This is a genomic window from Streptomyces sp. NPDC049627 (genome assembly GCF_044465645.1).
Taxonomy (GTDB): domain Bacteria; phylum Actinomycetota; class Actinomycetes; order Streptomycetales; family Streptomycetaceae; genus Streptomyces.
Genome location: NZ_JBITLW010000011.1, coordinates 193,776 through 217,451, shown reverse-complemented (window position 1 = coordinate 217,451; position 23,676 = coordinate 193,776). Strand labels below are relative to the sequence as shown.

Sequence of the window (23,676 nt, the reverse complement as noted above, 5' to 3'; positions counted from 1 at the left end):
CTTCTGGAGGTCAGACCGGCTGCTGGTGGCCTCCGGCCGCCGTCCAGCTCCGGCGCGCAGGCGGCGCCCGGTGCGCCCGGCCACCTCTGCGGTCCGCGGCTCGCGCCGAGTCGGCGATGTGCTGACGGCCGGGGGGTCAATGCGGCCGGCCGTCGCCGAGTTCCGCACGTCAGGCCCGCCGCCGGGCCGTCGGTCGGTCGGCCCGGGTATCACTCATCTTCTGGAGGTCAGACCGGCTGCTGGTGGCCTCCGGCCGCCGTCCAGCTCCGGCGCGCAGGCGGCGCCCGGTGCGCCCGGCCACCTCTGCGGTCCGCAGCTCGCGCCGAGTCGGCGATGTGCTGACGGCCGGGGGGTCAATGCGGCCGGCCGTCGCCGAGTTCCGCCCGTCAGGCCCGCCGCCGGGCCCTGGCGACCCCCGCAGCCCGACCGCGCCTCACGTCCGCTGCCCGAACAGCTCCCGCAGCACGTCCTCCATGGTCACCAGGCCGGCCAGTCGGCCGTCGCCGCCCAGCACGGCGGCCAGGTGGGTGCGGCTGCCCCGCATGGCCGTGAGGACGTCGTCCAGCGGTGTGCCCTCGCGGACGCGGGCGATGGGCCGCATGTCGCGGACCTGGAACGGCACGTCCCGAGGGGAGGCGTCCAGGGCGTCCTTCACGTGCAGGTAGCCGACGATGCGGCGGCCCGAGTCGACGACCGGGAAGCGGGAGAAGCCCGACTCGGCCGACAGGCGCTCCAGTTCTTCCGGCGTGACGCCCACGCGCGCGTAGACGACGTGTTCGAGGGGGAGGACGACGTCGCGCACCGGGCGGCGGCCCAGCTCCAGGGCGTCGTGCAGCCGCTCCCGCGCGCGCTCGTCGATGAGGCCCGCCTCGCCTGCGTCCCGGACGATCTGGGCCAGCTCGGCGTCCGAGAAGGTCGCCGTGACCTCGTCCTTCGTCTGGACGCGCAGCAGCTTCAGCAACCCGTTCGCGAAGGCGTTGATCGCGAAGATCACGGGCCGCACCGCCCGGGACAGCGCGACGAGCGGCGGACCGAGCAGCAGCGCACTGCGCACCGGCTCGGCCAGCGCGATGTTCTTCGGCACCATCTCGCCGAGCAGCATGTGCAGATACGTCGCCAGCGTCAGAGCGATGACGAAGGAGATCACGTGTCCGGCGCTCTCCGGCACGCCCACCGCGTGGAACACCGGCTCCAGCAGGTGCTCGATGGCGGGTTCCGCGACGACACCGAGCACCAGCGTGCACAGCGTGATGCCGAGCTGAGCGGCCGCCATCAGCGCGGACACGTGCTGCAGACCCCACAGCACGCTCTTGGCGCGTCGGTCGCCCTGGTCGGCGTACGGCTCGATCTGCGAACGGCGTACGGAGATCAGCGCGAACTCGGCGCCCACGAAGAAGGCGTTGACGACCAGCGTCAGGAAACCGATGAACAGCTGTACGGCGGTCATCGCGCGTCCTCCTCCTCGCCGGCCGTCGAGTCGTCGAACGGCGCGTGCATCAGCACCCGCGCGGCCCTGCGCCCCGCGGCGTCCACCACGTCCAGCCGCCAGCCGGCGACGTCGACACGGTCACCGACGGCGGGGATGCGGCCGAGTTCGGTCGCGACGAGACCCGCCAGCGTCTCGTACGGCCCGTCGGGCGCCCTCAGGCCGACGCGCGCGAGCTGGTCCACCCGTGCCGAACCGTCGGCCGAGAACAGCGCCCGGCCCTCCTCGTCGCTCCCCGCGGGGGCGAGGTCCGGTGTCTCGTGCGGGTCGTGCTCGTCCCGCACCTCGCCGACGACCTCCTCGACGATGTCCTCCAGCGTGGCCACGCCGGCCGTACCGCCGTACTCGTCGATGACCACGGCCATGGTGCGCTTGCCGGACAGCCGGTCCAGGAGCCGGTCGACGGTGAGTGTCTCGGGGACGAGGAGCGGCTCGCGCATCAGCTCGGCGACGGAGACCCGGGGCCGGCGCTCGGCGGGCACCGCCAGGACGTCCTTGACGTGCGCGGTGCCCACGACCGAGTCGAGGGTGCCGCGGTAGACGGGGAACCGGGAGAGCCCGGTGGCCCGCGTCGCGTTCGCCACGTCCTCGCAGGTCGCCTGGGCCTCCAGGGCGATGACCTGGACGCGCGGCGTCATGACGTTCTCCGCGGTCAGATCGGCCAGGTTCAGGGTCCGCACGAAGAGCTCGGCGGTGTCCGCCTCCAGGGCGCCCTCGCGGGCGGAGTGCCGGGCGAGGGCGGCCAGTTCCTGGGGGCCGCGCGCGGCGGCCAGCTCCTCGGTGGGTTCTATGCCGAAGCGCCGCACCACGCGGTTCGCCGTGTTGTTGAGGTGGGTGATGAAGGGCCGGAAGATCGCGCTGAACCAGCGCTGCGCGTTCCCCACCGTCTTGGCCACGGCAAGCGGCGAGGAGATCGCCCAGTTCTTGGGCACGAGCTCGCCGACGACCATCAGCACGACGGTCGACAGCGCCGTACCGATCACCAGCGCGATCGAGCTCGCCGCGGAGCGGGAGATGCCGAGCGACTCCAGCGGGCCCGCGAGCAGCGCCGCGATCGACGGCTCGGCGAGCATGCCGACGACCAGGTTGGTGACCGTGATGCCGAGCTGCGCGCCGGAGAGCTGGAACGTCAGATTCCGTACGGCCTTCAGAGCGCCGGAGGCGCCCCGCTCACCGCGCTCCACGGCGCGTTCCAGCTCGCTGCGCTCGACCGTGGTCAGCGAGAACTCGGCCGCGACGAAGGCACCACAGGCGAGCGACAGCAGGATCGCCACCAGAAGGAGGAGCACTTCGGTCATCGGGTCACCTCCGTCCCATGGTGGGACAGGGTGAGGAGGATCGCGCGATGTCGCGTACTGGGAGGCTCGCCCATGGGCGGACGCTCACACCTTTCATTGGAGGACCGAAGCAGTCCTCCAATAGTAAAGGATGGGCAAAGTGTTTCAGTCGGTGAGGTGCTTCACCCACCGACGCCAGTGTTCCTCGGGCGAGTACCCGGCCGCGCGCCAGGCATGATGAGCGGTCTCGTTGCGCTGCAGCACCATCGCGTCCCCCCGGCGCCCGCCGAGCCGTACGAACCGCTGCTCCGCGGCCGCGAGCAGCGACGACCCGATGCCACGCCGACGGCGCTGCGGGTGCACCGCCAGCCGGTACAGATGGCATCGCCAGCCGTCGAAGCCCGCGATCACCGTGCCGACCAGCTCGCCGTCCAGCTCGGCCAGGATCAGTGCCTCGGGGTCGCGGTCGACCAGGCGCTCCACGCCGTCCCGGTCGTCGCTGATGCTCGTGCCCTCGGCGGCGGTCTTCCAGAAGGCCAGCACGGTGTCGAGGTCGCCGGGCGTCGCGGCCCGTATCCGCAGATCGGTCATGCCGTGATCACAGCACGACGGGCGGAACCGGAGGCGGAATTCCACTATCCGGACGGCTACTTGCCGCGCAGCCCCGCCATCACCGGAGCGAACGCCTCCATGCTCGGTTCCAGCACGGTCAGATAGGTGAACCCGTACCGCTCGCGCTGCGCCAGCACCTGGGCCGTCATCTCCGCCACGGTGCCGACCAGCCCGATGGGCAGCTCCAGGACCTGGTCCACGGTGAGGTACGGGACGCGCTCCATGAAGGGCTGTACGGCGGCCTCGCGGTCGTCGGTGTCGAGCACGAACTGGATGAGCAGGTTTCGCTGTGCCGGTTCCTTGCGGTCCGTCTCCAGTTCCCGGTACAGCGCGACACGCTCTTCGAGCTCGTCGGCGAGCATGACCTTCAGTTGACCGGTCGAGCTGCCCCGCACCGAACGCGCACCGGTGAAGGCCGCGATGTCGGCGTGCTCGGCGGTCAGGCGCAGCACCCGGTCGCCGTTGCCGCCGACGAGCAGAGGCACACGGGGCTGCCGCACCGGCTGCGGCATGGGAGTCTCCCCGCTCGAGCGAAGCCGGGAGTGGGGGAGGTCCTCGGAGCCGAGTAACCGGTACGACTCCTCGATCGTGCGCCGCAGATGGTCCACGCGCTCTCGAGGGGACAGCCACGGCAGACCCGCCGTGTCGTGCTCCGCCTTCACATATCCGGTGCCGAGTCCCAGTTCGAGGCGCCCGCCCGTGAGTGCGTCGGTCGTCGCCACCTCCCGGGCGAGCAGGGCGGGGTTCCAGAATCCCGCGTTGAGCACGAACGTGCCCAGGCGTGGCCGCTCGGTCGCCTCGGCCGCCGCTACCAGGGCCGGGAACGGCGCGGGCATGCCCAGATGATCGGGGACCAGGATCACGTCGTAGCCGAGCTCCTCGGCCCGGCGGCACTTGGCCCGCCACTCGTCGGCAGGCGCGGCTGTCATCAGGTTGACGCCGAAGCGGAACGGACGCGGGCTCACCGGTTGCGACGACTGCGACGGCTGCGACGGCTGCGACATGAACTCTCCTCACCTGCAAGGGACTTGAGCACCTGCCGCGATTCCATCACTCGTGCGCGATGGCCGCCAGCACATTCATGCGTGATGCACGCAACGCGGGCAGCAGCGCCGCCACCACGCCCACGACCGCCGAGCCGATCATCACCGCGACGATCGTCCCCCAGGGGATCGCCAGCGCCGTCATGCCCTGCAACGCCAGCACCTGCTGGGTGCACACGCCCCACACCAGCCCCAGCGCGAGCCCCAGGACCGCGCCGAACACGGCGATCACCACCGACTCCAGCCGGATCATCCGGCGCAGCTGCCGCCGGGCGAGCCCGATGGCCCTGAGCAGCCCGATCTCCCGGGTGCGCTCGACGACCGACAGGGCGAGGGTGTTGACCACGCCGAGCACCGCGATGATGATCGCGAGCCCGAGGAGGGCGTACACGAGGTAGAGCAGGACGGCGATCTGGTCGTGTACGAGCTCCTTGTAGTCGGCGATGTCCCGGACCTGGACCTGCGGATACGGGTCGAGCGTCTTCTCCAGGCTGCCGCGCAGGTCGCCGTCGCTCGTGCCGGAGGCGGCGTTGACGTACACGGCCGCGTCCTGCCCGCCCGGCGCAAACCGCTCCAGCGTGGCCAGCGAGAAGTAGATCCCGCCCTGGGTGCCGAAGCCCTCGGCGGACTCCTGGTCGGTGAGGGCGCCCACGGTCAGCTCGGCCCGGCGCTCGCCCTGGAACTCGACGGGGAGCTTGTCGCCGACGCGCACGCCGTGGTCCTCGGCGAAGTCCTTGTCCATGGCGAGGTGCCCGGCCGCCAGCGCGGCCGCGGTGTCGCCCTGCGCGTACGTGATGTTGGCGACCTTGTCGAGCTGGGGTTCGTAACCCGCTGCGGTCGTCTTCACGCGGTCGCCGTCCGGCAGGCCGACGCGGATCGTCGCGAGCTGCTGGCGTACGACCAGCCCCACGCCCTCGGTGTCGCGGATCTTCTCGGTGACCTCCCGCGGGAACGGCACGAAGTTGCCGTTCTGCACCACGAAGTCGGCGCCCAGCGTCTTGTCGATCTGCTGGTCGAACGACCTGGTCATCGAGGCGCTCGCCACCGACATCCCGCCGACCAGGGCGAGGCCCACCATCAGGGCGGCGGCCGTGGCCCCGGTGCGGCGTGGATTGCGCAGCGCGTTGCGCTGGCTCATCCGGCCGATCGAGCCGAACAGCGCGGGGAACGCCCCGCCCAGCACCCGGATCACGGGGCGTACGAGCAACGGTCCCGCGATCACGGTCGCGATCAGGGTCAGGACGACGCCCAGACCGAGCAGGGACGCCGCCGACGACGTCTTCGACGACATGGCACAGCCCGCGAGCGCCGCCGCGCCGGCCGCCCCGACCAGCGAGCCCACCACCGCGCGCAGCCGCAGCGGCCGCCCGATGTCGGCGATCTCGGCGTCCGCGAGGGCCGCCATCGGCGAGACGCCCGCCGCCCGCCGGGCCGGGAGGTAGGCCGCCACGAAGGTGACGCCGAGGCCGACGACGTACGCGGTCACCGGTGTCCCCCAGCCGATGACCATCTCGGTCGCCCTGATGTTCATGCCCATCAGACCCATCAGCTCGATGAGCCCGACGGCCAGCCCGATGCCGGCCGCGAGGCCCAGCGTCGAGCCGACCAGCCCGAGCAGCAGCGCCTCGGTGAGCACCGAGCGCCGCACCTGGCGCCGGTCCGCGCCGAGCGCCCGGAGCAGGCCCAGCTCGCGGGTGCGCTGGGCGATCAGCATCGCGAAGGTGTTGACGATCAGGAACACGCCGACGAGTACGGCGACCCCGGCGAAGCCGAGCATGACGTACTTGATGATGTCGAGGAACCCGCCCAGCTGCTCGACGTCCGACTTGGCCTGTTCCTCGGCGGTGCGCAGCTCGTAGGTGCCGGCATCGCCGCCGAGCGCGTCGGCCACGCGCCGCTTGAGCTCGGTGTCGCTGACGCCCTCGGCCGCGTCGACCGAGATGCTGGTGGCCGCCTTCGGGTCGCCGAGGAGCTTCGTCTGCGCGGCCGCCGGGTCGAAGAAGACGAGCGCGGCACCGGGGTTGGTGGTGGTGAAGGTGACGATGCCGACGACCTCGACCGGGAAGGAGCCCTGCTGCCCGATGACCGTGAGGCGGTCGCCGATCCGTACGTCCTTGCCGTCGGCGGTGTCCGCGTCGATCAGCACCTGCGCGTCACCCTTCGGGGCGTGCCCGGAGGTGAGCTCCACGGGGCTGCGCTCGGTCGGGTTCCAGGCGGTGCCGATCGTGGGCGCGCCGGTGGTCGGGCCGACCGACTCGCGGTCCTCGTCGGCGACGGTGATGCCGTCCACGTCCACTTCCGCGCGGGCCGCAGCGGCGCCGTCCACCCGGGCCAGGCGGTCGGCGAGGGAGGCCGGCAGGGTCAGGGTCTGCCCCGAGGGGACCGTCTCGTCGAGGGTCTCCTTCGGGGTGACGGTGACATCGGCGGCGGTCGAGGCGAAGAGCCGGTCGAAGGTGCGGCTGACGGTGTCCGAGAAGATCAGGCTGCCCGCGACGAACGCCACGGACAGGAGCACCGCCAGGGCGGAGAGCAGCAGCCGCCCCTTGTGGGCGAGGAAGCTGCGGAGCGTCGCCTTCAGCACGAGGTCAGCTCTCCCCGGAATCGGGTGACCCGGACGCCCCGGAAGCGGGCGGCTCGGACGGCGCCGACGAGGAACCGTCGGCCGGTACCGCCCCCGGCGCGGGCCCGCCGTCGTCGAACTGGCTGCGGATCACGTCGAACCGCTTCATGCGTTCGAGCACGGCCTCCGCCGTAGGCCGCTCCATCTCGTCGACGATCCGCCCGTCGCCCAGGAAGAGGACCAGGTCGGAGTGGGCGGCGGCGCCCGGGTCGTGGGTGACCATGACGACGGTCTGCCCCAGCTGGTCGACGGCCTCCCGCAGGAAGCCGAGCACCTCGAGGCCGGCCCGGGAGTCGAGGTTGCCGGTCGGCTCGTCGGCGAAGATCAGCTCCGGCCGGGAGGCCAGCGCGCGGGCGCAGGCGACGCGCTGCTGTTGACCGCCGGAGAGCTCGGACGGCCGGTGCTTGAGCCGGTCCCGCAGGCCCAGTGTGTCGATGACCTGGTCCAGCCACTTCTCGTCGGGCTTCTTGCCCGCGATGTCCATGGGCAGGGTGATGTTCTCGGCCGCGTTCAGCGTCGGGATGAGGTTGAAGGACTGGAACATGAACCCGATCCGGTCCCGCCGCAGCCGGGTCAGCTCCCGCTCCTTCAGGCCGGTGATCTCGGTGTCACCGAGCCACACCTGTCCCGCCGAGACGTTGTCGAGGCCCGCCAGGCAGTGCATCAGCGTGGACTTCCCGGAGCCCGACGGCCCCATGACCGCCGTGAAACGGCCGCGCGCGATGTCCACGTCCACCGAGTCGAGGGCGAGCACCGTCGTCTCGCCCGAGCCGTACGCCTTGGTCAGGCCTCGGGCGCGGGCCGCGATCCCGTCCGCCGACGCCGGGCCCGGCGCGTACTGCGCAGCTGCTGTGGACAAGACCGCCTCCTCACGGAACGGACATCACGGACTCCCTCCCCGCCGAGCGTAATGTGATCCACCGCACACCCGAATCCTCCCGAGGTCCCGGTCGCTCTCCGCCCCAGGTCGGGCCCCTGATATCGATGTAAGGGGCACCCTCCGTCCGTGCGGCGCCCCGGGGAGCCCTTGCGGGTGCTAGCACGGCAGCGCTAGCTTCGACGTATGGCGAAGACCCAGTTGAACGTGAGAGTGGACGAGGGCACCGCCCGCGCGGCCCGCGAACGCGCCCTGGCCCGAGGCATGAGCGTCAACCGCTACATCGAGGAACTGGTCCGGCAGGACACGGGCGAGGCCGGGCATACGTTCGTGGAGGCCGCCGCCGATTTCATGAAGCAGTACGAGTCGGTGTTCGCCGAGGAGTTCGGCGCCGACCGTGAAGGCGCGCGCGAAGGTCGCCACTGATCCCTTGAGCGATCTGAACATCGACCTTGCCTGGCTGCTGATGCTCGCCGAGAAGAGGACGCCGGGGGACCCCCAGGTCACCGACTGGGGAGCCCTCGTCGCCGCCGTGGCACGCCATCAGGCCGAGATCTTCGACGTCCCCGTCTACGACAGCCCGCACGCCCGAGCCGCCGCCCTCCTCCAACTGCTCGTCCACGTCCCCGCGTTGGAGCGCTCCAACGCCCTGTTCGCCTCCGCCGTCGCCTACGCCTACCTCGTCGCCAGCGGCCTCAAGGTCGTCACCTCGCCCGAGCAGGTGCGCGACCTGGCCCGCCTGGTGAAGAGCGGTGAGGCCTCGGTGCACGACATCGCGCGGGAACTGCAGCAGTGGAGCCTGTGAGGGCCGGTGGCTAGTCGCCGGTCGGCGGCCGCCAGGCCGTCCCCAGCACGCAGTACGACGAAGGGAGCACCGGCCCCTGCTCCGGCATCATCACCCTCCGGTAGGGGCCGATCTCGAACCCGGCCGCCCGCAGCGCGGCGACCGGCTCGCGGGAGAGATGACAGCCGCCGCTCACCAGCGGCCACACCGTCCGGTCCAGCGCGCGCTGGGTGAAGTTCATCGCGGGCCCGCCGCCCCGGCCGTGCTCGAAGAACCGTACGACCCCGCCGGGCCGCAGCACCCGCCGTACCTCACCGAGCGCCCGCGGCACGTCCCGCACGCTGCACAGCACCAGCGAGAGCACGACCGCGTCGAAGGCCTCGCTCTTGACCGGCAGCGCCTCCGCCGCGCCCGGCACCACGTCCACCGGCACCCCGGCCCGCAGCGCGGACTCCACCGCCAGCTTGCGCAGCAGACGCTCCGGTTCGATGGCGACGACCTCCGAGACGGCGCTCGGATAGTGGGCGAAGTTCAGGCCGTTGCCCGCGCCGATCTCGATCACCCGGCCGGACAGCCCGGCCAGCAACCGGTCGCGGACACCGGCCATGCCCATACGCGTCTCGGCGTTGACGCTCATCCGGGCGTAGAAACGGGCGAACAGCGGGTGGTGCACGGCATCACGCGACACTTTGCCGGAGCCGGCGGACCGTAGGGCCATGGGGACCTCCCGGGCAGGACGGGCGTAACCCGATTCTCCCCCGCGTGAGCCCGCCGCACCCCCGCTGTCGTCCTTGCTCTCGCTCGGCCGATCCCTCGGCCTGGCGCTCAGCCGATGAAGTCGCGCACCTGCTCGTACACGCCGTGATCGTTGTTCATGCCGGTGTGCGAGACGCAGCCGACCTCGACGTTCGTCGCGCCGCTGAGGAGCGCGGTGGTGTCGGGGGTGAGCGCGTCGTCGCAGTTCGACCAGTAGCTGGCGTACGACACGCTGCCCGGCGTCTCGTCACCGGAGTTCAGGGCGGTCAGGAACGAACTGCCTGTGTTCATCTCCGCGCACGAGGTGTACAGCCACGCGCACCACGAGGCGGTGCTCGTGCCGTGGTTCACACCGGCCGTCGAGACGAAGTCGTCGACGTACGACGTCCCGCCGAGGTTCTTGAGGTAATAGCGGGAGCTGAGCGCGCCCATGGAGTGGACGACCAGGTCGACCTTGGAGGCGCCGGTGCGGGAGAGCACGTTTCTGATCTCGGTCTGGAGCTGCCGGGCGGTCGTGGCGTTGGACTGGGTCCAGTCGTAGGACCAGGCGTCCAGTTCGGCGGACGTGTAGCCGTCGGCCTTGAAGTAGCCGACCCAGTCGTCCCAGCTGCTCGCCGAGCTGCTCAGGCCGTGCACGAAGACGACGGGGTCGTGGGCCGCGGCGTGCGCGGGTGTGGGGGAGAGGGACAGGGACAGAAGGAGCGATGAGCCCAGGGCCGTGAGGGCCGTGGCGATGCGACGCTTGTGGCGCTGCATGATGCCTCCTGAAACGTGTGGGGTTGTCAGGAGTGTCGAGCCGGATCTACGCGCGCCGCATCGGCGAAATCGCCGGTCTTTACGGTTCAATTAACTCGCCAGTAACGTCACTTGTGTGGTGACTCCGGTGAACCCCCCGCCCCTTGACCGCACTTCGCCACAGCCACTCACGGACACGTGGCGACAGGCGGCCGCCGCCCTTCCGGAAGGCGTCCGTGTACGGGTGCTGCGTGCGGTGTACGGCGATCCGCGCGCCGCCGCCGAACTGGTACCGCGCCTGACGGACCGCCAGGCGGCCGGCCTCGACCCACTCCCCACGGAACCGGCCGAACTGGCCCCGTCCCTGCTGCGTGAACGCCGAGCGGAGATCAGGGAGTTGCCGGACGCCACACGCCTGCTCCTGCTCCTCGCCGCCGCCGACCAGTACCCGGTCCCCACCGACGCCTTCCTGCGCGCCGTCATGGCCGCCCGTCTCGACACACGGTGCTTGGACGCCGCCGAGACGGCCGGGATCGCGCACGCGGGAGCGGGCGGGGTGGTGTTCCGGGACGCGTGGACGCGGATCGCGGCCTACGAGTCGGGATCCCCGGCCGACCGCCGTGACGTCCACCGCCTTCTGGCCCGCGTGCTCGGCGACAGGCGCGAGGCACCCTGGCGCTCGTGGCACCGGGGCGCGGGGGCGCTCGGACCCAGCGGGCGACTGGCGGCGGAACTCGGCGCCGCCGCGGACAGGGCGGGTCATGCCGGCCGGCTCGCCTTGGCACGGGCGCTGGCGGAGCGGGCCGCCGCTCTGTGCCCCGAGCCGTCCGCACGGGCCCGTCTGGTGACCCGGGCCGCCGCCTACGCCTGGCGCTCGGGAGACGGGGACCGGGCGCGCAGGCTGGCGGCCGCCGTCACCGACGACGCGCTGAGCGGGGTGCTCGCCCTGCGGGCGGGGAACGCGGCTGAGGCGTTCGACGCCTTGCTGACGGCGGTGGTGCAGCTGGGGGCGGAAGCCGGGGACTTGGGGGGAGCGGCACCCTCCGCACCGACGGCCCCGGACACCGGTGCCACAGAGGCCGGAGGCTCGGCTGTGGTCGGCTTGCGGTCGGGGGGCGTTGCCGTGGACGGGGGCGGTCGGTCGACGGTTGCCGAGTGGGACGGCGGTGTCCGGGCGAACACTGCTGTGGGGGAAGGGCGCTGCTCGTCGCCGAGCGTGGTCGTCGGCGACGGGGCTTCCGGGCCCACGGGCCGCACCGGGTCCAGAGCCGCCCCAGCGCTCGGCGGTGGCGATGTCCTGGGCGCCGGAGTGCCCACTGCCGAAGAGGGCGATCGCGGCGCCGCGAGCCCTGGAACCGACGGTCGGCTCAACCCCCCAGGGGCGCGGGGAACTGCGCGACCGGCCACGACGATCCCGCAGACGACGGACCCAGCCGCATTACCGCCTGCCGCCGATGCGGCCCTCGCCGGCGCCGCGTCCGTCACCGCCGACATCGCCACCCCCGCCCCGGCGTCGGCCGTCGTAGCCACCCCCGCCCCCGCCACCCACTTCCTCGCCCGCGCCACTGAAGCCGCCCTCTACACCGGGGACGTCCGCCGCCTGCGTGAGGCCGCCCGGGCCGCCGATCGGCTCGGCGTCGTGCCGCCCGGCACGCTGACCGGTCTTGTGGCCGCCTTCGAGGGGCGGTACGAAGACGCCCGTGACCTGCTGAAGGCGGCGGCCGGGCGGTGCGGGCCGGGTGGTGACCCCACCGTCCTCATCCACGCCGGGATCGCCGCCCTGCTCCTCGGCGACCACACCCGCGCCGCCACGGCGACCCTGCGCGCGGCCGCTTCCGCCCGCGCGCGGGGTACGCCGGTGACCGTCGCCCAGGCCATGGAGTTCCGTGCGTACGCCGACTTCTGGACGGGACGACCGAGAGCCGGTGAGGCCACCGCGACCGACGCGCTGTGGCAGGCCCACGCCACCGGTCAGGACAACGGCGCCTGCCATCTTCAGGCCGCCCTCGCCATGTTCGCGGCAGTCACCGGGGACGCCGACGTCTGCCGGGAGCGCAGCGCGACCGCACGGTCGTACGCCCTCGCCCATGGTCTGGGTCTGCCCGCCGCCCTCGCCCAGTGGGCGCTCGCCTTCCTCGACCTGAGCAGTGGCCGATACGCCGCCGCGGCCACCCGGCTGCGCGCCCTCGCCGCATTCGGCCCCGGCCACGGGCACCGGGCCATCCGCCACCTGGCCACTCCGCACTACGTCGAGGCCGCCGTCCGCACCGGCGACACCCGGATCGCCCGCGTCGCGCACGCCGACTACCACCACTGGGCGAGCACGGTGCGCAGCCCGGACGACCTGGCCCTCAGTGCCCGCTGCCGCGCGCTCCTCGCGCCCGGCGCGGAAGCGATCGACCACTACCGCACGGCACTCGACCTCCACTCCCACGGCACCCGTGACTTCGAACGCGCCCGCACCGAGCTGCTGTTCGGCAGCGCCCTGCGCCGACTGCGCCGCCGCACCGAGGCACGCGACCGTCTGCACAGCGCCCTGGAGGCGTTCGACTCCTTCGGCGCCCCGCACTGCGCGGCCCAGGCCCGCACCGAACTCCGGGCCCTGGGCACCCCGGCCGCCCCGGCGCGCGGCGGCCCCGACACCCCCGTCGCTCGCCTCACGGCCCAGCAACTCCTCGTCGCCCGCATGGCCGCCGAGGGCGCCACCAACCGCGAGATCGCCGCCCGTCTCGCCCTCAGCCCGCGCACGATCGACCACCACCTGCGCGGTGTCTTCACCCGCCTGGGGATCCGCTCCCGCGTCGAACTGGTGCGGCTCGTCGCGGAGAGCGACGCGAGCGGGGCCGGCTAGGCCTCGGCAAAGGCACGGGCGAACCCGGCGAGGTTCTGCGGGCAGGCCCAGATCTCCCGCGTCATCCCGCGTTCGAACCAGGTGTCCGACTCGTCGTCGGGCCAGAGCTCGTCATCGGTCGGGGCCGCTTCACCGGCGGCTTCCCGCTCCGGGTGGGCCAGCATTTCGAGGACGTACCGAAGGTTGTCCAGCTCGTCATCGTCCTCGATGTCGTCACACGGATGCCCGTCATGGGCACAGGGCATCCGCCCGAGAGCCTGCTCCACGGCACCCATGGCCTTCAGCACATGGGCCTCGGCCTCTGCGTCCGGGGAGGCGTAGATCACGTAGGGACCTATGAGCGTCAGCCCGAGGGTCCACAGCGCCGTGTCCGGCCCGTCCGCCGCCACGCTCGCCTCGAGGTTCCTCGCGCACTCCAGTACCTTCGCCGGCGCATCGCCCAGGTAGTAGCCCTGCCGGATCTCGTCCCACTCGCCGATCAGGACATCCCACTCGGCGACCGCGTCTGCATTGACCATGATCAGAGGATGGCACGAGGGTCTGACAGTCGTCGCCGACGTCACCCGTGGGCCTGCCTCAGGGCGCTTCCCGCACCCGGAACCCGTCCGCGTCCCACGTCCCGAACAGCCGCGGCGCCAGCCAGCCCGGCGCCGCGCCACGGAATTCGGCAGGCGCGAGCGCCCCCGCACCGGCCGGCACCGCACCCAGCAGCGGCGCACCCGCGACGTCCGGCAGATCCGCGACATTGCAACGCGACGCCAGATCCGGTGCTGCGGGCCAGCTGCCGATCACCACGCCGAGCAGGTCCAGCCGTCGCCCGCGCAGTTCACGCGCTGTCAACTCCGTCGTGTTCAGCGTGCCGAGGCCCGCCGACGCGACGACCAGGACCGGCGCCGCCAGCAGCTCCGCCGCGTCCGCCAGCGTGCCGCCCGCCTCGTCGAAGCGGACGAGCAGCCCGCCCGCCCCCTCGACCAGCACCAGGTCGTGCTCAGCGGTCAGCTTGGCGGCGGCCTCGGCGATCTCGTGCGGCCGGACCGGCGCGCGGCCGGACCGGCGGGCGGCGGTCGCCGGCGCCAACGGCTCCGGATACCGGGCGACTTCCGCGATCGTCACGGCACCGGCGAGCCGCGCGACCTCCTCCGCGTCCCCCCGCTCGTCCGGCCCCACACCCGTCTGCGCGGCCTTCAGCACCGCCACCGACCGGCCCGTCGCCACGGCCGCAGCGGCGACCGCGGCGGTCGTGACCGTCTTGCCGACCTCCGTGCCCGTGCCCGTGATCACCAGTACCGGCATGTCAGCCCTCCCGCGCCGCCGCGCACACCGCGCGGGCGATCCGTGCCACGTCCGCGTCGCCGGTGACGTACGGCGGCATCGTGTAGATCAGGTCGCGGAACGGTCGCAGCCACACGCCCTCGCGCACGGCCGCCGCCGTGGCCGCCTGCATGTCCACCGCGTGGTCGAGTTGTACGACCCCGATGGCGCCGAGGACCCGGACATCCTTCACGCCCGGAATGTCCGACGCGAGAGCCAGTCCGTCCCGCAGCCCCGTCTCGATCCGCTTGATCTCGGCCAACCAGTCCTGGCCGAGCAGCAGCTCGATCGAGGCGCAGGCGACCGCGGCCGCCAGTGGATTGCCCATGAAGGTCGGGCCATGAGCCAGCACCGGCACCTCGCCCCGCGAGATCCCGTCGGCCACGCGCGAGGTGCACAAGGTGGCGGCCATCGTCATGTAGCCGCCGGTCAGCGCCTTGCCCACGCACATCACATCCGGCGTCACCGCCGCGTGCCCGGCCGCGAACAGCGCGCCCGTGCGCCCGAACCCGGTCGCGATCTCGTCGAACACCAGCAGCACGTCGTGCGCGTCGCACGCCTCCCGCAGCACCCGCAGATAGGCGGGGGAGTGGAACCGCATCCCGCCCGCGCCCTGTACGACCGGCTCGACGATCACGGCCGCCAGTTCGTGCGCGTGCCGCTCGATCAGCGACCGCAGATGGTCGGCGTACGACTCCTCGTACTCCGCCGGCGGCGGGTCCGCGAACACCTGGCGCTGGAGCACGCCGGTCCACAGCTCGTGCATCCCGCCCTCGGGGTCGCACACCGACATCGGCTGCCAGGTGTCGCCGTGGTAGCCACCGCGCCAGGTCAGCAGGCGCTGCTTGGCGGGGCGGCCCAGCGAACGCCAGTACTGCAGGCACATCTTGACCGCGACCTCGACCGACACCGAACCGGAATCGGCGAGGAAGACATGCTCCAGACCGTCGGGCGACATGTCGACAAGGAGCTTCGCCAGGCGTACGGCGGGCTCGTGCGTGAGCCCGCCGAACATCACATGGCTCATCCGCGACAGCTGCTCGCGCGCGGCCTCGTTGAGCACCGGGTTGTTGTAGCCGTGGATGGCCGACCACCAGGACGACATGCCGTCGACCAGCTCGCCGGAGTCTCCTGCGAGCTTCAGCCGCACCCCGTTCGCCGACTCCACGACGAGCGGCTCGATGCGGCCGGGCATCGGGCCGTACGGATGCCAGACGTGCCGCCGGTCGAGCTCCAGCAGCTCGGGCACGGTCAGGCCGGGCCTGGGGTGCGGGTCAGGCATTGGGCGCGAGGTCCGTTCCGGCACCACGGCGGCGTACGGCGACCAGGTCGGTGCGCGGCTCACCGGCCGGCGCGGCAGCGGCCGTACCGCACACACCGCCGGCCTCGTGCGACCCGCACCCGGCGCCTTCCTGCGACCCGCACCCGGCACTCTCGTGCGACCCGCAGCCCGCCGCCTCGTGCGCCCCGCACCCGCCCCCGGCCGCGGCCCGGTGCTCGGGCAGCGTCACCTGGTCGGCGCCCTCCACCTCGAACCCGGCGTCCGCGATCATCTCCAGGTCGGCCTTGCCGGCCTGGCCCTCGCTGGTGAGGTAGTCGCCGAGGAAGATCGAGTTGGCCAGGTGCAGGGCGAGCGGCTGCATCGTGCGCAGATGCACCTCGCGGCCGCCCGCGATGCGCACCTCGACGTCCGGGCACACGAAGCGGACCATCGCCAGGATCCGCAGACAGCGCTGCGGGGTGAGGTTCCACTCCTTGGCCAGCGGGGTGCCCTCGAACGGGATCAGGAAGTTGACCGGCACCGAGTCCGGGTCCAGCTCACGCAGCGAGTAGACGACGTCGACCAGGTCCTCGTCACTCTCGCCCATGCCCGCGATGAGGCCGGAGCAGGCGGACAGGCCGGCCGAGTGCGCCTTCTGCACGGTGTCGACCCGGTCGGCGTACGTGTGCGTGGTCGTGATGTCCCCGTACGTGGACTCCGAGGTGTTGAGGTTGTGGTTGTAGGCGTCCGCGCCCGCCTCGCGCAGGCGCTCGGCCTGGCCGTCCGAGAGAAGGCCGAGGCAGGCGCACACCTCGACGCCCTCGTTCTGGTCCTTGATCGTCTTGATGGTCTCGGAGACCCGGTCGACGTCACGGTCGGTCGGGCCGCGCCCGGACGCCACCAGACAGACCCGCTTGGCGCCACCCGCCAAACCGGCGGCCGCGGCCTCGGAGGCCTCGTCCGGCTTGAGCCAGGTGTACTTCAGGATGCCGGCGGTGGAGCCGAGCCGCTGGGAACAGTAGGAACAGTCCTCCGGGCACAGGCCCGACTTGAGGTTGACGAGATAGTTGAGTTTCACCCGTCGGCCGAACCAGTGGCGGCGTACCTTTCCGGCCGCGGCCACCACATCGAGCAGGTCGTCGTCGGAAGTGGCGAGGACGGCCAGCGCCTCCTCGCGGGTCGGCAGCTCGCGCCGAAGCCCCTTGTCCACCAGCGTGTTCAGCAGGTCCATGGGAGCTGATCCTGACGTACGGAGGGTCTCCGAGCCAAGGTGAGTTTGCACAACCCTGTCGTTTCGATGTGTGGGTATTGCCACACCGTGGGTGGCCGATCATGCGACTAGTGTCTGTGCACTGCCTACAAAAGCCCGGAGGAGTCATGGCGTTCGGCTGGATCGACGAGCAGGCGGAGCGGCGTCGCCGCGTCGGACTCGTAAGGACTCTGCGCCCCCGCCCCGCTGATTCGCCGCTCCTCGACCTCGCGAGCAACGACTACCTGGGCCTCGCCCACCACCCCGAGGTCGTCGAGGGCGCCGCCGCGGCCGCCCGCACCTGGGGCGGCGGCGCGACCGGCTCCCGGCTGGTCACCGGCACCACCGAGCTGCACGGCGAGCTGGAGCGCGAGCTGGCCGACCTCTGCGGCTTCGAGGCCGCGCTCGTCTTCTCCTCCGGGTACGCGGCGAACCTGGCCGCTGTCACCGCGCTCACCCCGCGCGGCTCCCTGATCGTCGCCGACGCCGGCAACCATGCCTCGCTCATCGACGGCTGCCGGCTGGCCCGCGCCACCACCGAGGTGGTGGAGCACGCCGACCCGGACGCGGTGCGCAAGGCGCTGCAGACGCATGACGGGCCCGCCGTCGTCGTCTCCGACACGGTGTTCTCCGTCGACGGCGACCAGGCCCCGCTCGCCGGGCTCGCCGACGCCTGCCGGGAGTACGGCGCCGGACTGGTCGTCGACGACGCGCACGGGCTCGGCGTGCTCGGCACCGGCGGGCGCGGCGCCCCGTACGCGGCGGGCCTCGCGGGCGCCGACGACGTGGTCGCCACCGTCACCCTGTCCAAGTCGCTCGGCAGTCAGGGCGGAGCCGTGCTCGGCCCGGCCCGGGTGATCGACCATCTGGTGAACACGGCACGGACGTTCATCTTCGACACGGGCCTGGCCCCCGCCGCGACGGGGGCGGCCCTGGCCGCCCTCCGGCTGCTGCGGCGAGAGCCGGAGCGGGCGGAACGGGCGCGCGCGGTGGCGGGCGAGCTGTACACCCGCCTGACGGCCGCGGGCCTGACGGCGGTCCGTCCGGACGCCGCGGTCGTCTCGGTGCGCGCGCCCTCCCGGCAGGAGGCTGTGCAGTGGGCGGCCGACTGCCGTACGGCAGGCCTTGCCGTGGGCTGCTTCCGTCCTCCCTCCGTTCCCGACGGCATCTCACGGCTGCGGCTGACCGCCCGCGCGGACCTCTCCGAGACACAGATCGAACGCGCTGTACAGGTGATCGGCGAAACACGACCATGAGTCGGCGTGACACGGCCGGGCGGCGCCTTTGACGGATTTTGATCAGGAACTGATCAGGACTGGAACGCGGCCGTGAAGCCCGCCCAGCTCTCGGGGGAGAAGAGCAGCGCGGGTCCGGCCGGGTTCTTGGAGTCGCGCACGGCGAGCAGCCCGGTCCAGGGACCGGAGTGCGCCCGTGCCGTCTCGACGCAGTTGTTGGCGCCGGTGCTGTAGCTGCTGCGCAGCCATTGGACACCGGGCAGATCGGTACTTGACGTCACCTTCCGAGGCAGTGCGGTCATGGTGCCTCCTTACGCGTCGCCAGCCAGCGCGGCGATGTAATCCATCGATTCCTCGGGCGAAAGGGCGTGGATCCGAAGGGAGTTGAAGGCCTCCGTGTAGGCCTGGAGGTCTTCTTTCCGTTCGAGATAGAGGCTACTCGTCAAGTGGTCGAGAACAACCACATCCAGATCAGAAGTGCTCGAAAATGAGAAGATAACGAAAGGGCCGGTGATGCCGATATGTTCCCCGGCCGCGAACGGCAGTACCTGCAAGCGGACATGCGGCAGCCGCGCCGCCTCCACCAGCCTTCGCAGCTGCCGCGCCATCACCTCGGGCCCGCCGATCTCCCGGCGCAGCACCGCCTCGTCGAGCACCGCGCTCAGCCGCAACGGCGGATCGGCGTACAGCACGTCCTGCCTGGCCAGACGGACCGCGACCAGCGCGTCGAGCCGTTCGTCGGCGGTGGTGGCCTCGTCGGCGAGTCCGCTCACCGCGGCCCGGGTCACCGCCCTGGCGTACTCGGGCGTCTGCAGCAGCCCGGGCACCACGGAGGTCTCCAGCGTGCGCATCGCGCTCGCCTGGGACTCCAGGCTGATGAAATCCCGGTAGGTCGGGGGCAGCACGCCCCGATACGCGTGCCACCAGTGGTGCCGGCCGCCACCGTCGTCCGACCCCGCCAACACCAGGAGCAACTCGCGCAGTTGGGAGTCCCGCACTCCGTAGGCGTCGAGCAGTAACCGCACATCGGCCGGTTTCACCCCGCTGGCGCCGGTTTCGATCCGGCTCACCTTGGACTGGTGCCAGCCCACCAACCGGGCCGCCTCACCACTGGTGAACCCGGCCCCGGTGCGCAACGCACGCAGTTCCGCGCCAAGTTTCCGGCGGCGCACCGCGGGACCGTGCTGCATGGGCAACTCCTTACTCCAACCGGCCCGCCCAAATACGGTCTGCCGTCGCAGAGTTCACCGCTTCGAGCGACAGATATATGCATATCTTGGTGGATCGGCACTCTGACGGCCCTGGTAATGGCAGTCTGGCGACGAAGCACCAGTCCGGGACCGTACTCGAACCATCCGCTCCGTGTCGGACTCCGGTCCCGTTGGGAAAGGGACGACATCGCCATGGCAGATCACTTGGAAGCATCCGTCACTCTGCCGAGCGATCCCGCCTCGGTCTCCGCGGCGCGGGCGTACGTGGTCACCACCCTCGCGGAGTGGGGACTGCCGTCGGACACGGAAACGGCCGACACCATCCGGTTGATCGTCTCCGAACTCACCACCAACGCCGTACAGCACACCCTCGGTCAGTCGCCCACCTTCACGGTGGACCTGGAGCTCGACCGTGACGAGCACCTGCGCATCGGCGTCACCGACAGCCATCCGCGGTTCCCCAAGCGGCTGCCGGCCGCGGTCCAGCAGGACAACGGCCGCGGCATGGTCATCATCCGCTGGCTGACCGCGGAGTGCGGCGGCAGGCTGCGTGTGCGGCCGACGCGGGAGGGTGGGAAGACCGTGTCCATCGAGTTGCCGTGGATCGTGTCGGCGGAGGCGGTTCCGGTGGCGGGGCAGCAGGAACCGTAGCGCTCCTCCGGTCGGGCCCCGTCCCTCAGGGCTGGGATTGCCGGGCACGGTTGAAAGTGCCCCGCAGCAGCGCACGGAAGGCATCCGCCGCGGGAGACATGTCGTCGCTCCTGTAGGCGACCGAGACCGTACGGCGCAGCTCCCCGCCCTCCAGTGCGCGCACCCCCACCGGAGTGACCGACGTGCGCGCCACCATCTCCGGTACGACCGCTACGCCGAGCCCCGCGCTCGCCAGCGCGCACACCAGGAGGTACCCGGGTGTCGGTACCAGGACCGAGGGCGTGGCACCGGCCCGGGTCAGCATCGCCTCGACGCCCCGTCGGGCCGGAGCGTCCGGCGCCATGCTGATCAGCGGCTGTCCGGCGAGCTCGGCCAGCGGCAGGCGGGCGGTCCCGCTGGTGAGGGCGTGGCCCGGAGCGGACACGAGGACCAGCTCCTCGACGAGGATCGGCTCGACGCCCACGGAGGAGGGCAGCGGGATCGGATCACCGGGCTCATAGGCGTGCGTGAGGGCCAGGTCGACCTCGCCCGCCGCCACGGCGGTGACACCGGCCGACGGTTCGTAGTCGCTGACGGTCAGCTCCACGTCCGGGTGGGCCCGGCGGAAGGCGCTGAGGGCAGGCGGCAGGAGATGGATGCCGGCCGTCTGGAAGGTGCCCAGCCGGAGCGTGCCGCCCGACAGTCCGGTCAGCCGGGCCAGTTCGTGCCGGGCCCGCTCAAGCTCGTCCAGCACCCTTCGCGCCCGGGCCACCAGCAGCTCCCCCGCACCGGTCAGCCGCGCCCCGCGGTGGTGCCGTACCAGAAGGGCGGTGCCCGCCTCGCGTTCCAGCTTGGCCAGCTGCTGGGAGAGCGCCGGTGTGGTGTAGCCGAGCCGCTCGGCCGCTCGGGTGATCGAACCCGCCTCCGCGACCGCCACCAGGGCGGCGAGGCGGACCGGGTCGTACATGCGGGGCTCCCAGATGCCTGAACCGAGGCCTAAAGCGATGCTTTAGGGCTTCCCAGGATATTCGAAATACCTGTTGAAGGCTCGCGCCCGGCACGCTGGTCGCATGGATGCTCAGCTCATCGCCTTCACCGGGGTCTCCGCCGGTCTGGTCGCCATGCCCGGGGCGGACTTCACCGTCGTCGTACGCAATGCCCTCGTCTCCCGTCGGGCGGGAATCGCCTGTGCGCTCGGGATCGGGGCGGGGCTGCTGGTCCATGTGACGCTGGCGGTGGTGGGAGTCGCCGCGGTCCTGGCCGCCGTACCGGCGCTGTTCCGGGCGCTTCAAGTGGTGGGCGGCGTCTACGTGCTGTACCTGGGTGTCCAGACGCTGCGGCAGCGGCACACCGACGTGGTCGACACGCACGAGGAATCCGCCGCGCGGCCGCTGCGGCAGGGCTTCGTCACCAACGCCCTCAACCCGAAGGCGTCCCTCACCTTCCTCAGCGTGCTGCCGCAGTTCGTGCCCGCCGGCGCTCCGGCGCTGCCCCGGACGCTGCTGCTCGCCCTGATCGTGCTCGCGATCGCGCTGGTGTGGTTCCAGGTCGTCGCCCTGCTGGTGGACCGGCTCGGCAGGTGGCTGCGCAGGCCACGCGCCGCCCGGGCGGTCACGGTCGGCACGGGTGCCGCGCTGACGGCCTTCGGCCTGGGGCTCCTTGCCGGGCCGCTGTCGGCCCTCTGACGCCCCGGGGGCGGTGACGGCGCATCAGACTGCCGTCACCGCCCCCGGAAAGGTCATTTGACCCGGCCGTACCAGACGCTCCTGGTCCAGATCTTCTGCAGCTTCACGACGTCCCCGCTCTTCGGGGAGTGCCAGATCTTTCCCTTCCCGGCGTAGATGCCGACGTGGTACACGTTCGACCCCGAGTGGAAGAACACCAGGTCCCCGGCCTTGCGGTTGCTCGCGGAGATGTGACGCGTCTTGTTGTACTGCTGGGCCGCCGTACGGGGCAGCTTCTTGCCCGCCTTCTTGTACGAGTACAGCGTGAGCCCGGAGCAGTCGAACCTGTGCGGCCCGGTGGCGCCCCACTTGTACGGGGAGCCCTTCTTCGAGGCCGCCACCTGAAGTGCCTTGGACGCCGGCGTCGCGGCTTCGGCCTCGGGGGCGAGGCCGGGGGCGACGACGGTGCCGCCCACTGCGGCGAGCGTGAGAGCAGAGGCCGTACCGGCCCGGACCATCAGCGACGGGACACGATTGAGCGCAGTCATGCGCAACCCTTCGTCAGCCGCCTGTGAAGGATGACCTGTCGGATTCGGGCTGGCGAAGTTGCCCGGCCGCGTTGCCGCGGCTTCACCCCAAGGGCTGCTCGGATCGAACGAACGTCCGCTCCGGCGACCCGTCTTGCTCGGGTCCTCCACTCCTGCCGATCCACTCCTGTCGACCGGTCATCCGGGCGGCGGCAGGACTCGGCGTCCGCCCGGACCGCCCCGCCGCTGTGGCGGGGGCTTGTCGTCAGACAGGGATCTTGACGCACGGATGAGCGAAATACCCAACGGAACCGGGGATTTGTGTTGTTACTCACCACTCACCCGTTCGGGTGGGCAGCAGCGCTTTCGTGGGGGTGTCCGGAGGTCCGATGAGCCCCGGACCAGGGACGGAACGTCTGATTCCGCCTTGACGTCATGCCTGTTGCGCAACTCTGACAGGCATACAAAAGGAGAAGTGACTACGCCGAAAGGGGGTACGTCGTTTGGTCCGTTTCAGCCCCGCTTCGGACGCCTCGTCAGGAGGCCGAGGCGTCCGGTGGCCGTGCTGTATACGTCGTCAACTGTCGGAGAGCGGCGGCAGTGTGACGCGAGCCGTGCGGCGCTCCCCGTCCAGCACGCGCAACGCGCGCGCCAGCGTGGGCGCGTGCAGCTCCGTCTCACCGCGCTGGTGCATCAGCGCCAGCGCGTCCCGGAGCTCGGCCGCCCTGGCGACGAGCGCCTGGGCGGCGCGCAGTCCGCGGTAGGTGTCGCCGTGCTGCGCCGGGTTGATCCGGCCCAGCAGGTCGACCACATCGAGGTAACGGTCGATCAACTCCCCCTCCGCGCGGGTCAGTGCGGGCAGGGGCGGCAACTCGGGTGGGAGCACCGGCCGGTCACCGCCCCGTGGGCGGTGCGAGGGTGGCCTTGCGACTGGGGATGATCCGGTCCACCAGGCCGTACTCCACCGCCTCTTGCGCGTTCAGAATCTTGTCCCGCTCGATGTCCTCGGTCACCTGTTCGCGGCTGCGTCCGGTGTGACGGGCGAGCATTTCCTCCATGCGGGCCCGAATGCGCGTCAGTTCGTCGGCCTGGATGGCGAGATCGCTCGCCTGTCCCTCCACCGGCTCGGGCAGCCCCGGCTGGTGGATCACCATGCGTGCCCCCGGCAGTGCGAACCGCTTCCCCGACGTGCCCCCCGCGAGCAGCACCGCGGCCGCCGAGCCGGCCTGGCCCAGGCAGATCGTCTCCACGTCGCAGGTGACGTACTGCATCGTGTCGTAGATCGCCGTCATGGCGCTGAACGAGCCGCCGGGCGAGTTGATGTACAGCGAGATGTCCCGGTCGGGTTCCTTGTGCTCCAGATACATGAACTGCGCCATCACGTCGTTCGCCGAGGTCTCGTCGACCTGGGTGCCGAGGAAGACGATCCGCTCCTCCAGCAGCTTCGAGTACGGGTCCTGCGTCTTGGTGCCCGAACTCGTGCGCTCGGTGAACTCGGGCAGGACGTAGCGGGCGGACGGTCGGGTCATGGCTCACGCTCCTTGGCG

At 71.7% G+C, this 23,676-nt stretch carries 24 protein-coding genes and 1 riboswitch; of the genes, 6 read left to right on the top strand and 18 right to left on the bottom strand.

Annotation, left to right across the window (positions count from 1 at the left end; genetic code table 11):
- Positions 1–433: 433 nt before the first annotated feature.
- The 6 genes from ACIBU0_RS29240 to ACIBU0_RS29215 form a co-directional block, all read right to left on the bottom strand.
- On the bottom strand, positions 434–1,447 hold the full coding sequence (locus tag ACIBU0_RS29240; RefSeq protein ID WP_398824324.1) for a hemolysin family protein: 1,014 nt from the start codon (positions 1,445–1,447) through the stop codon (positions 434–436).
- Complete coding sequence (locus ACIBU0_RS29235; RefSeq protein ID WP_398824322.1) at positions 1,444–2,784, bottom strand: hemolysin family protein; 1,341 nt, start codon at positions 2,782–2,784, stop codon at positions 1,444–1,446. Before ACIBU0_RS29235 ends, ACIBU0_RS29240 begins: the two co-directional genes overlap by 4 nt.
- Positions 2,785–2,928: 144 nt before the next feature.
- On the bottom strand, positions 2,929–3,354 hold the full coding sequence (locus tag ACIBU0_RS29230; RefSeq protein WP_398824320.1) for a GNAT family N-acetyltransferase: 426 nt from the start codon (positions 3,352–3,354) through the stop codon (positions 2,929–2,931).
- Positions 3,355–3,410: 56 nt separating this feature from the next.
- Positions 3,411–4,379, bottom strand: a complete 969-nt coding sequence (locus ACIBU0_RS29225) for an LLM class F420-dependent oxidoreductase (RefSeq protein WP_398824318.1) — start codon at positions 4,377–4,379, stop codon at positions 3,411–3,413.
- Between the two features lie 46 nt (positions 4,380–4,425).
- Positions 4,426–6,999 carry an ABC transporter permease gene (locus ACIBU0_RS29220; protein WP_398824316.1) on the bottom strand — a complete coding sequence of 858 codons (2,574 nt, stop codon included), beginning with the start codon at positions 6,997–6,999 and terminating at the stop codon, positions 4,426–4,428.
- Between the two features lie 4 nt (positions 7,000–7,003).
- On the bottom strand, positions 7,004–7,897 hold the full coding sequence (locus tag ACIBU0_RS29215; RefSeq protein ID WP_398824314.1) for an ABC transporter ATP-binding protein: 894 nt from the start codon (positions 7,895–7,897) through the stop codon (positions 7,004–7,006).
- 204 nt (positions 7,898–8,101) lie between these two features.
- Here ACIBU0_RS29215 and ACIBU0_RS29210 point away from each other — a divergent pair, with 204 nt between their 5' ends.
- Positions 8,102–8,341, top strand: coding sequence for a toxin-antitoxin system HicB family antitoxin (locus tag ACIBU0_RS29210; RefSeq protein WP_398824312.1), 240 nt, complete (start codon positions 8,102–8,104; stop codon positions 8,339–8,341).
- A gap of 4 nt (positions 8,342–8,345) precedes the next feature.
- Positions 8,346–8,720 carry a fic family toxin-antitoxin system, toxin component gene (locus ACIBU0_RS29205; protein WP_398824310.1) on the top strand — a complete coding sequence of 125 codons (375 nt, stop codon included), beginning with the start codon at positions 8,346–8,348 and terminating at the stop codon, positions 8,718–8,720.
- Positions 8,721–8,730: 10 nt separating this feature from the next.
- Here ACIBU0_RS29205 and ACIBU0_RS29200 read toward each other — a convergent pair whose 3' ends face one another.
- The gene (locus ACIBU0_RS29200; RefSeq protein WP_398824308.1) at positions 8,731–9,417 is read right to left on the bottom strand and encodes a class I SAM-dependent methyltransferase; all 687 of its coding nucleotides are present in this window, start codon (positions 9,415–9,417) and stop codon (positions 8,731–8,733) included.
- A gap of 107 nt (positions 9,418–9,524) precedes the next feature.
- Positions 9,525–10,211 carry an esterase/lipase family protein gene (locus ACIBU0_RS29195; protein ID WP_398824306.1) on the bottom strand — a complete coding sequence of 229 codons (687 nt, stop codon included), beginning with the start codon at positions 10,209–10,211 and terminating at the stop codon, positions 9,525–9,527.
- Positions 10,212–10,437: 226 nt separating this feature from the next.
- Here ACIBU0_RS29195 and ACIBU0_RS29190 point away from each other — a divergent pair, with 226 nt between their 5' ends.
- A complete protein-coding gene (locus tag ACIBU0_RS29190; RefSeq protein WP_398824608.1) occupies positions 10,438–13,041 on the top strand; it encodes a LuxR C-terminal-related transcriptional regulator in 2,604 nt (867 codons plus the stop codon).
- On the opposite strand, the gene ACIBU0_RS29185 is transcribed toward ACIBU0_RS29190, so the two are convergent.
- The 4 genes from ACIBU0_RS29185 to bioB are packed head-to-tail and all read right to left on the bottom strand — an operon-like array spanning position 13,038 to position 16,844.
- Positions 13,038–13,559, bottom strand: coding sequence for a hypothetical protein (locus ACIBU0_RS29185; RefSeq protein WP_398824304.1), 522 nt, complete (start codon positions 13,557–13,559; stop codon positions 13,038–13,040). The genes ACIBU0_RS29190 and ACIBU0_RS29185 overlap by 4 nt on opposite strands.
- A gap of 58 nt (positions 13,560–13,617) precedes the next feature.
- On the bottom strand, positions 13,618–14,334 hold the full coding sequence (gene bioD / locus ACIBU0_RS29180; RefSeq protein WP_398824302.1) for a dethiobiotin synthase: 717 nt from the start codon (positions 14,332–14,334) through the stop codon (positions 13,618–13,620).
- Between the two features lies 1 nt (position 14,335).
- Positions 14,336–15,634: an adenosylmethionine--8-amino-7-oxononanoate transaminase gene (locus tag ACIBU0_RS29175; RefSeq protein ID WP_398824300.1), complete on the bottom strand. Its 1,299-nt coding sequence runs from the start codon at positions 15,632–15,634 to the stop codon at positions 14,336–14,338.
- A complete protein-coding gene (gene bioB / locus ACIBU0_RS29170; protein WP_398824298.1) occupies positions 15,627–16,844 on the bottom strand; it encodes a biotin synthase BioB in 1,218 nt (405 codons plus the stop codon). The genes ACIBU0_RS29175 and bioB overlap by 8 nt, the downstream gene beginning before the upstream one ends.
- Before the next feature lie 146 nt (positions 16,845–16,990).
- Between bioB and ACIBU0_RS29165 the strand changes: the two genes are divergently transcribed.
- Positions 16,991–18,118, top strand: a complete 1,128-nt coding sequence (locus ACIBU0_RS29165; protein WP_398824297.1) for an 8-amino-7-oxononanoate synthase — start codon at positions 16,991–16,993, stop codon at positions 18,116–18,118.
- 53 nt (positions 18,119–18,171) lie between these two features.
- On the opposite strand, the gene ACIBU0_RS29160 is transcribed toward ACIBU0_RS29165, so the two are convergent.
- A complete protein-coding gene (locus ACIBU0_RS29160) occupies positions 18,172–18,399 on the bottom strand; it encodes a DUF397 domain-containing protein (protein ID WP_398824295.1) in 228 nt (75 codons plus the stop codon).
- A gap of 9 nt (positions 18,400–18,408) precedes the next feature.
- The gene (locus ACIBU0_RS29155) at positions 18,409–19,287 is read right to left on the bottom strand and encodes a helix-turn-helix domain-containing protein (protein WP_398824293.1); all 879 of its coding nucleotides are present in this window, start codon (positions 19,285–19,287) and stop codon (positions 18,409–18,411) included.
- A gap of 213 nt (positions 19,288–19,500) precedes the next feature.
- Here ACIBU0_RS29155 and ACIBU0_RS29150 point away from each other — a divergent pair, with 213 nt between their 5' ends.
- The gene (locus ACIBU0_RS29150) at positions 19,501–19,959 is read left to right on the top strand and encodes an ATP-binding protein (RefSeq protein ID WP_398824291.1); all 459 of its coding nucleotides are present in this window, start codon (positions 19,501–19,503) and stop codon (positions 19,957–19,959) included.
- 25 nt (positions 19,960–19,984) lie between these two features.
- On the opposite strand, the gene ACIBU0_RS29145 is transcribed toward ACIBU0_RS29150, so the two are convergent.
- Positions 19,985–20,905, bottom strand: a complete 921-nt coding sequence (locus ACIBU0_RS29145) for a LysR family transcriptional regulator (protein ID WP_398824289.1) — start codon at positions 20,903–20,905, stop codon at positions 19,985–19,987.
- A gap of 103 nt (positions 20,906–21,008) precedes the next feature.
- Between ACIBU0_RS29145 and ACIBU0_RS29140 the strand changes: the two genes are divergently transcribed.
- On the top strand, positions 21,009–21,623 hold the full coding sequence (locus ACIBU0_RS29140; RefSeq protein ID WP_398824287.1) for a LysE family translocator: 615 nt from the start codon (positions 21,009–21,011) through the stop codon (positions 21,621–21,623).
- A gap of 53 nt (positions 21,624–21,676) precedes the next feature.
- Here ACIBU0_RS29140 and ACIBU0_RS29135 read toward each other — a convergent pair whose 3' ends face one another.
- The 3 genes from ACIBU0_RS29135 to ACIBU0_RS29125 form a co-directional block, all read right to left on the bottom strand.
- Entirely contained in the window at positions 21,677–22,150 is a 474-nt protein-coding gene (locus tag ACIBU0_RS29135; protein ID WP_398824285.1) for a C40 family peptidase, read from the bottom strand.
- A gap of 3 nt (positions 22,151–22,153) precedes the next feature.
- A riboswitch (cyclic di-AMP (ydaO/yuaA leader) is annotated at positions 22,154–22,364 on the bottom strand.
- 342 nt (positions 22,365–22,706) lie between these two features.
- Complete coding sequence (locus ACIBU0_RS29130) at positions 22,707–23,015, bottom strand: hypothetical protein (protein WP_398824283.1); 309 nt, start codon at positions 23,013–23,015, stop codon at positions 22,707–22,709.
- A 7-nt stretch (positions 23,016–23,022) separates the two neighbouring features.
- Positions 23,023–23,658: an ATP-dependent Clp protease proteolytic subunit gene (locus ACIBU0_RS29125; RefSeq protein ID WP_398824281.1), complete on the bottom strand. Its 636-nt coding sequence runs from the start codon at positions 23,656–23,658 to the stop codon at positions 23,023–23,025.
- Between the last annotated feature and the right edge of the window lie 18 nt (positions 23,659–23,676).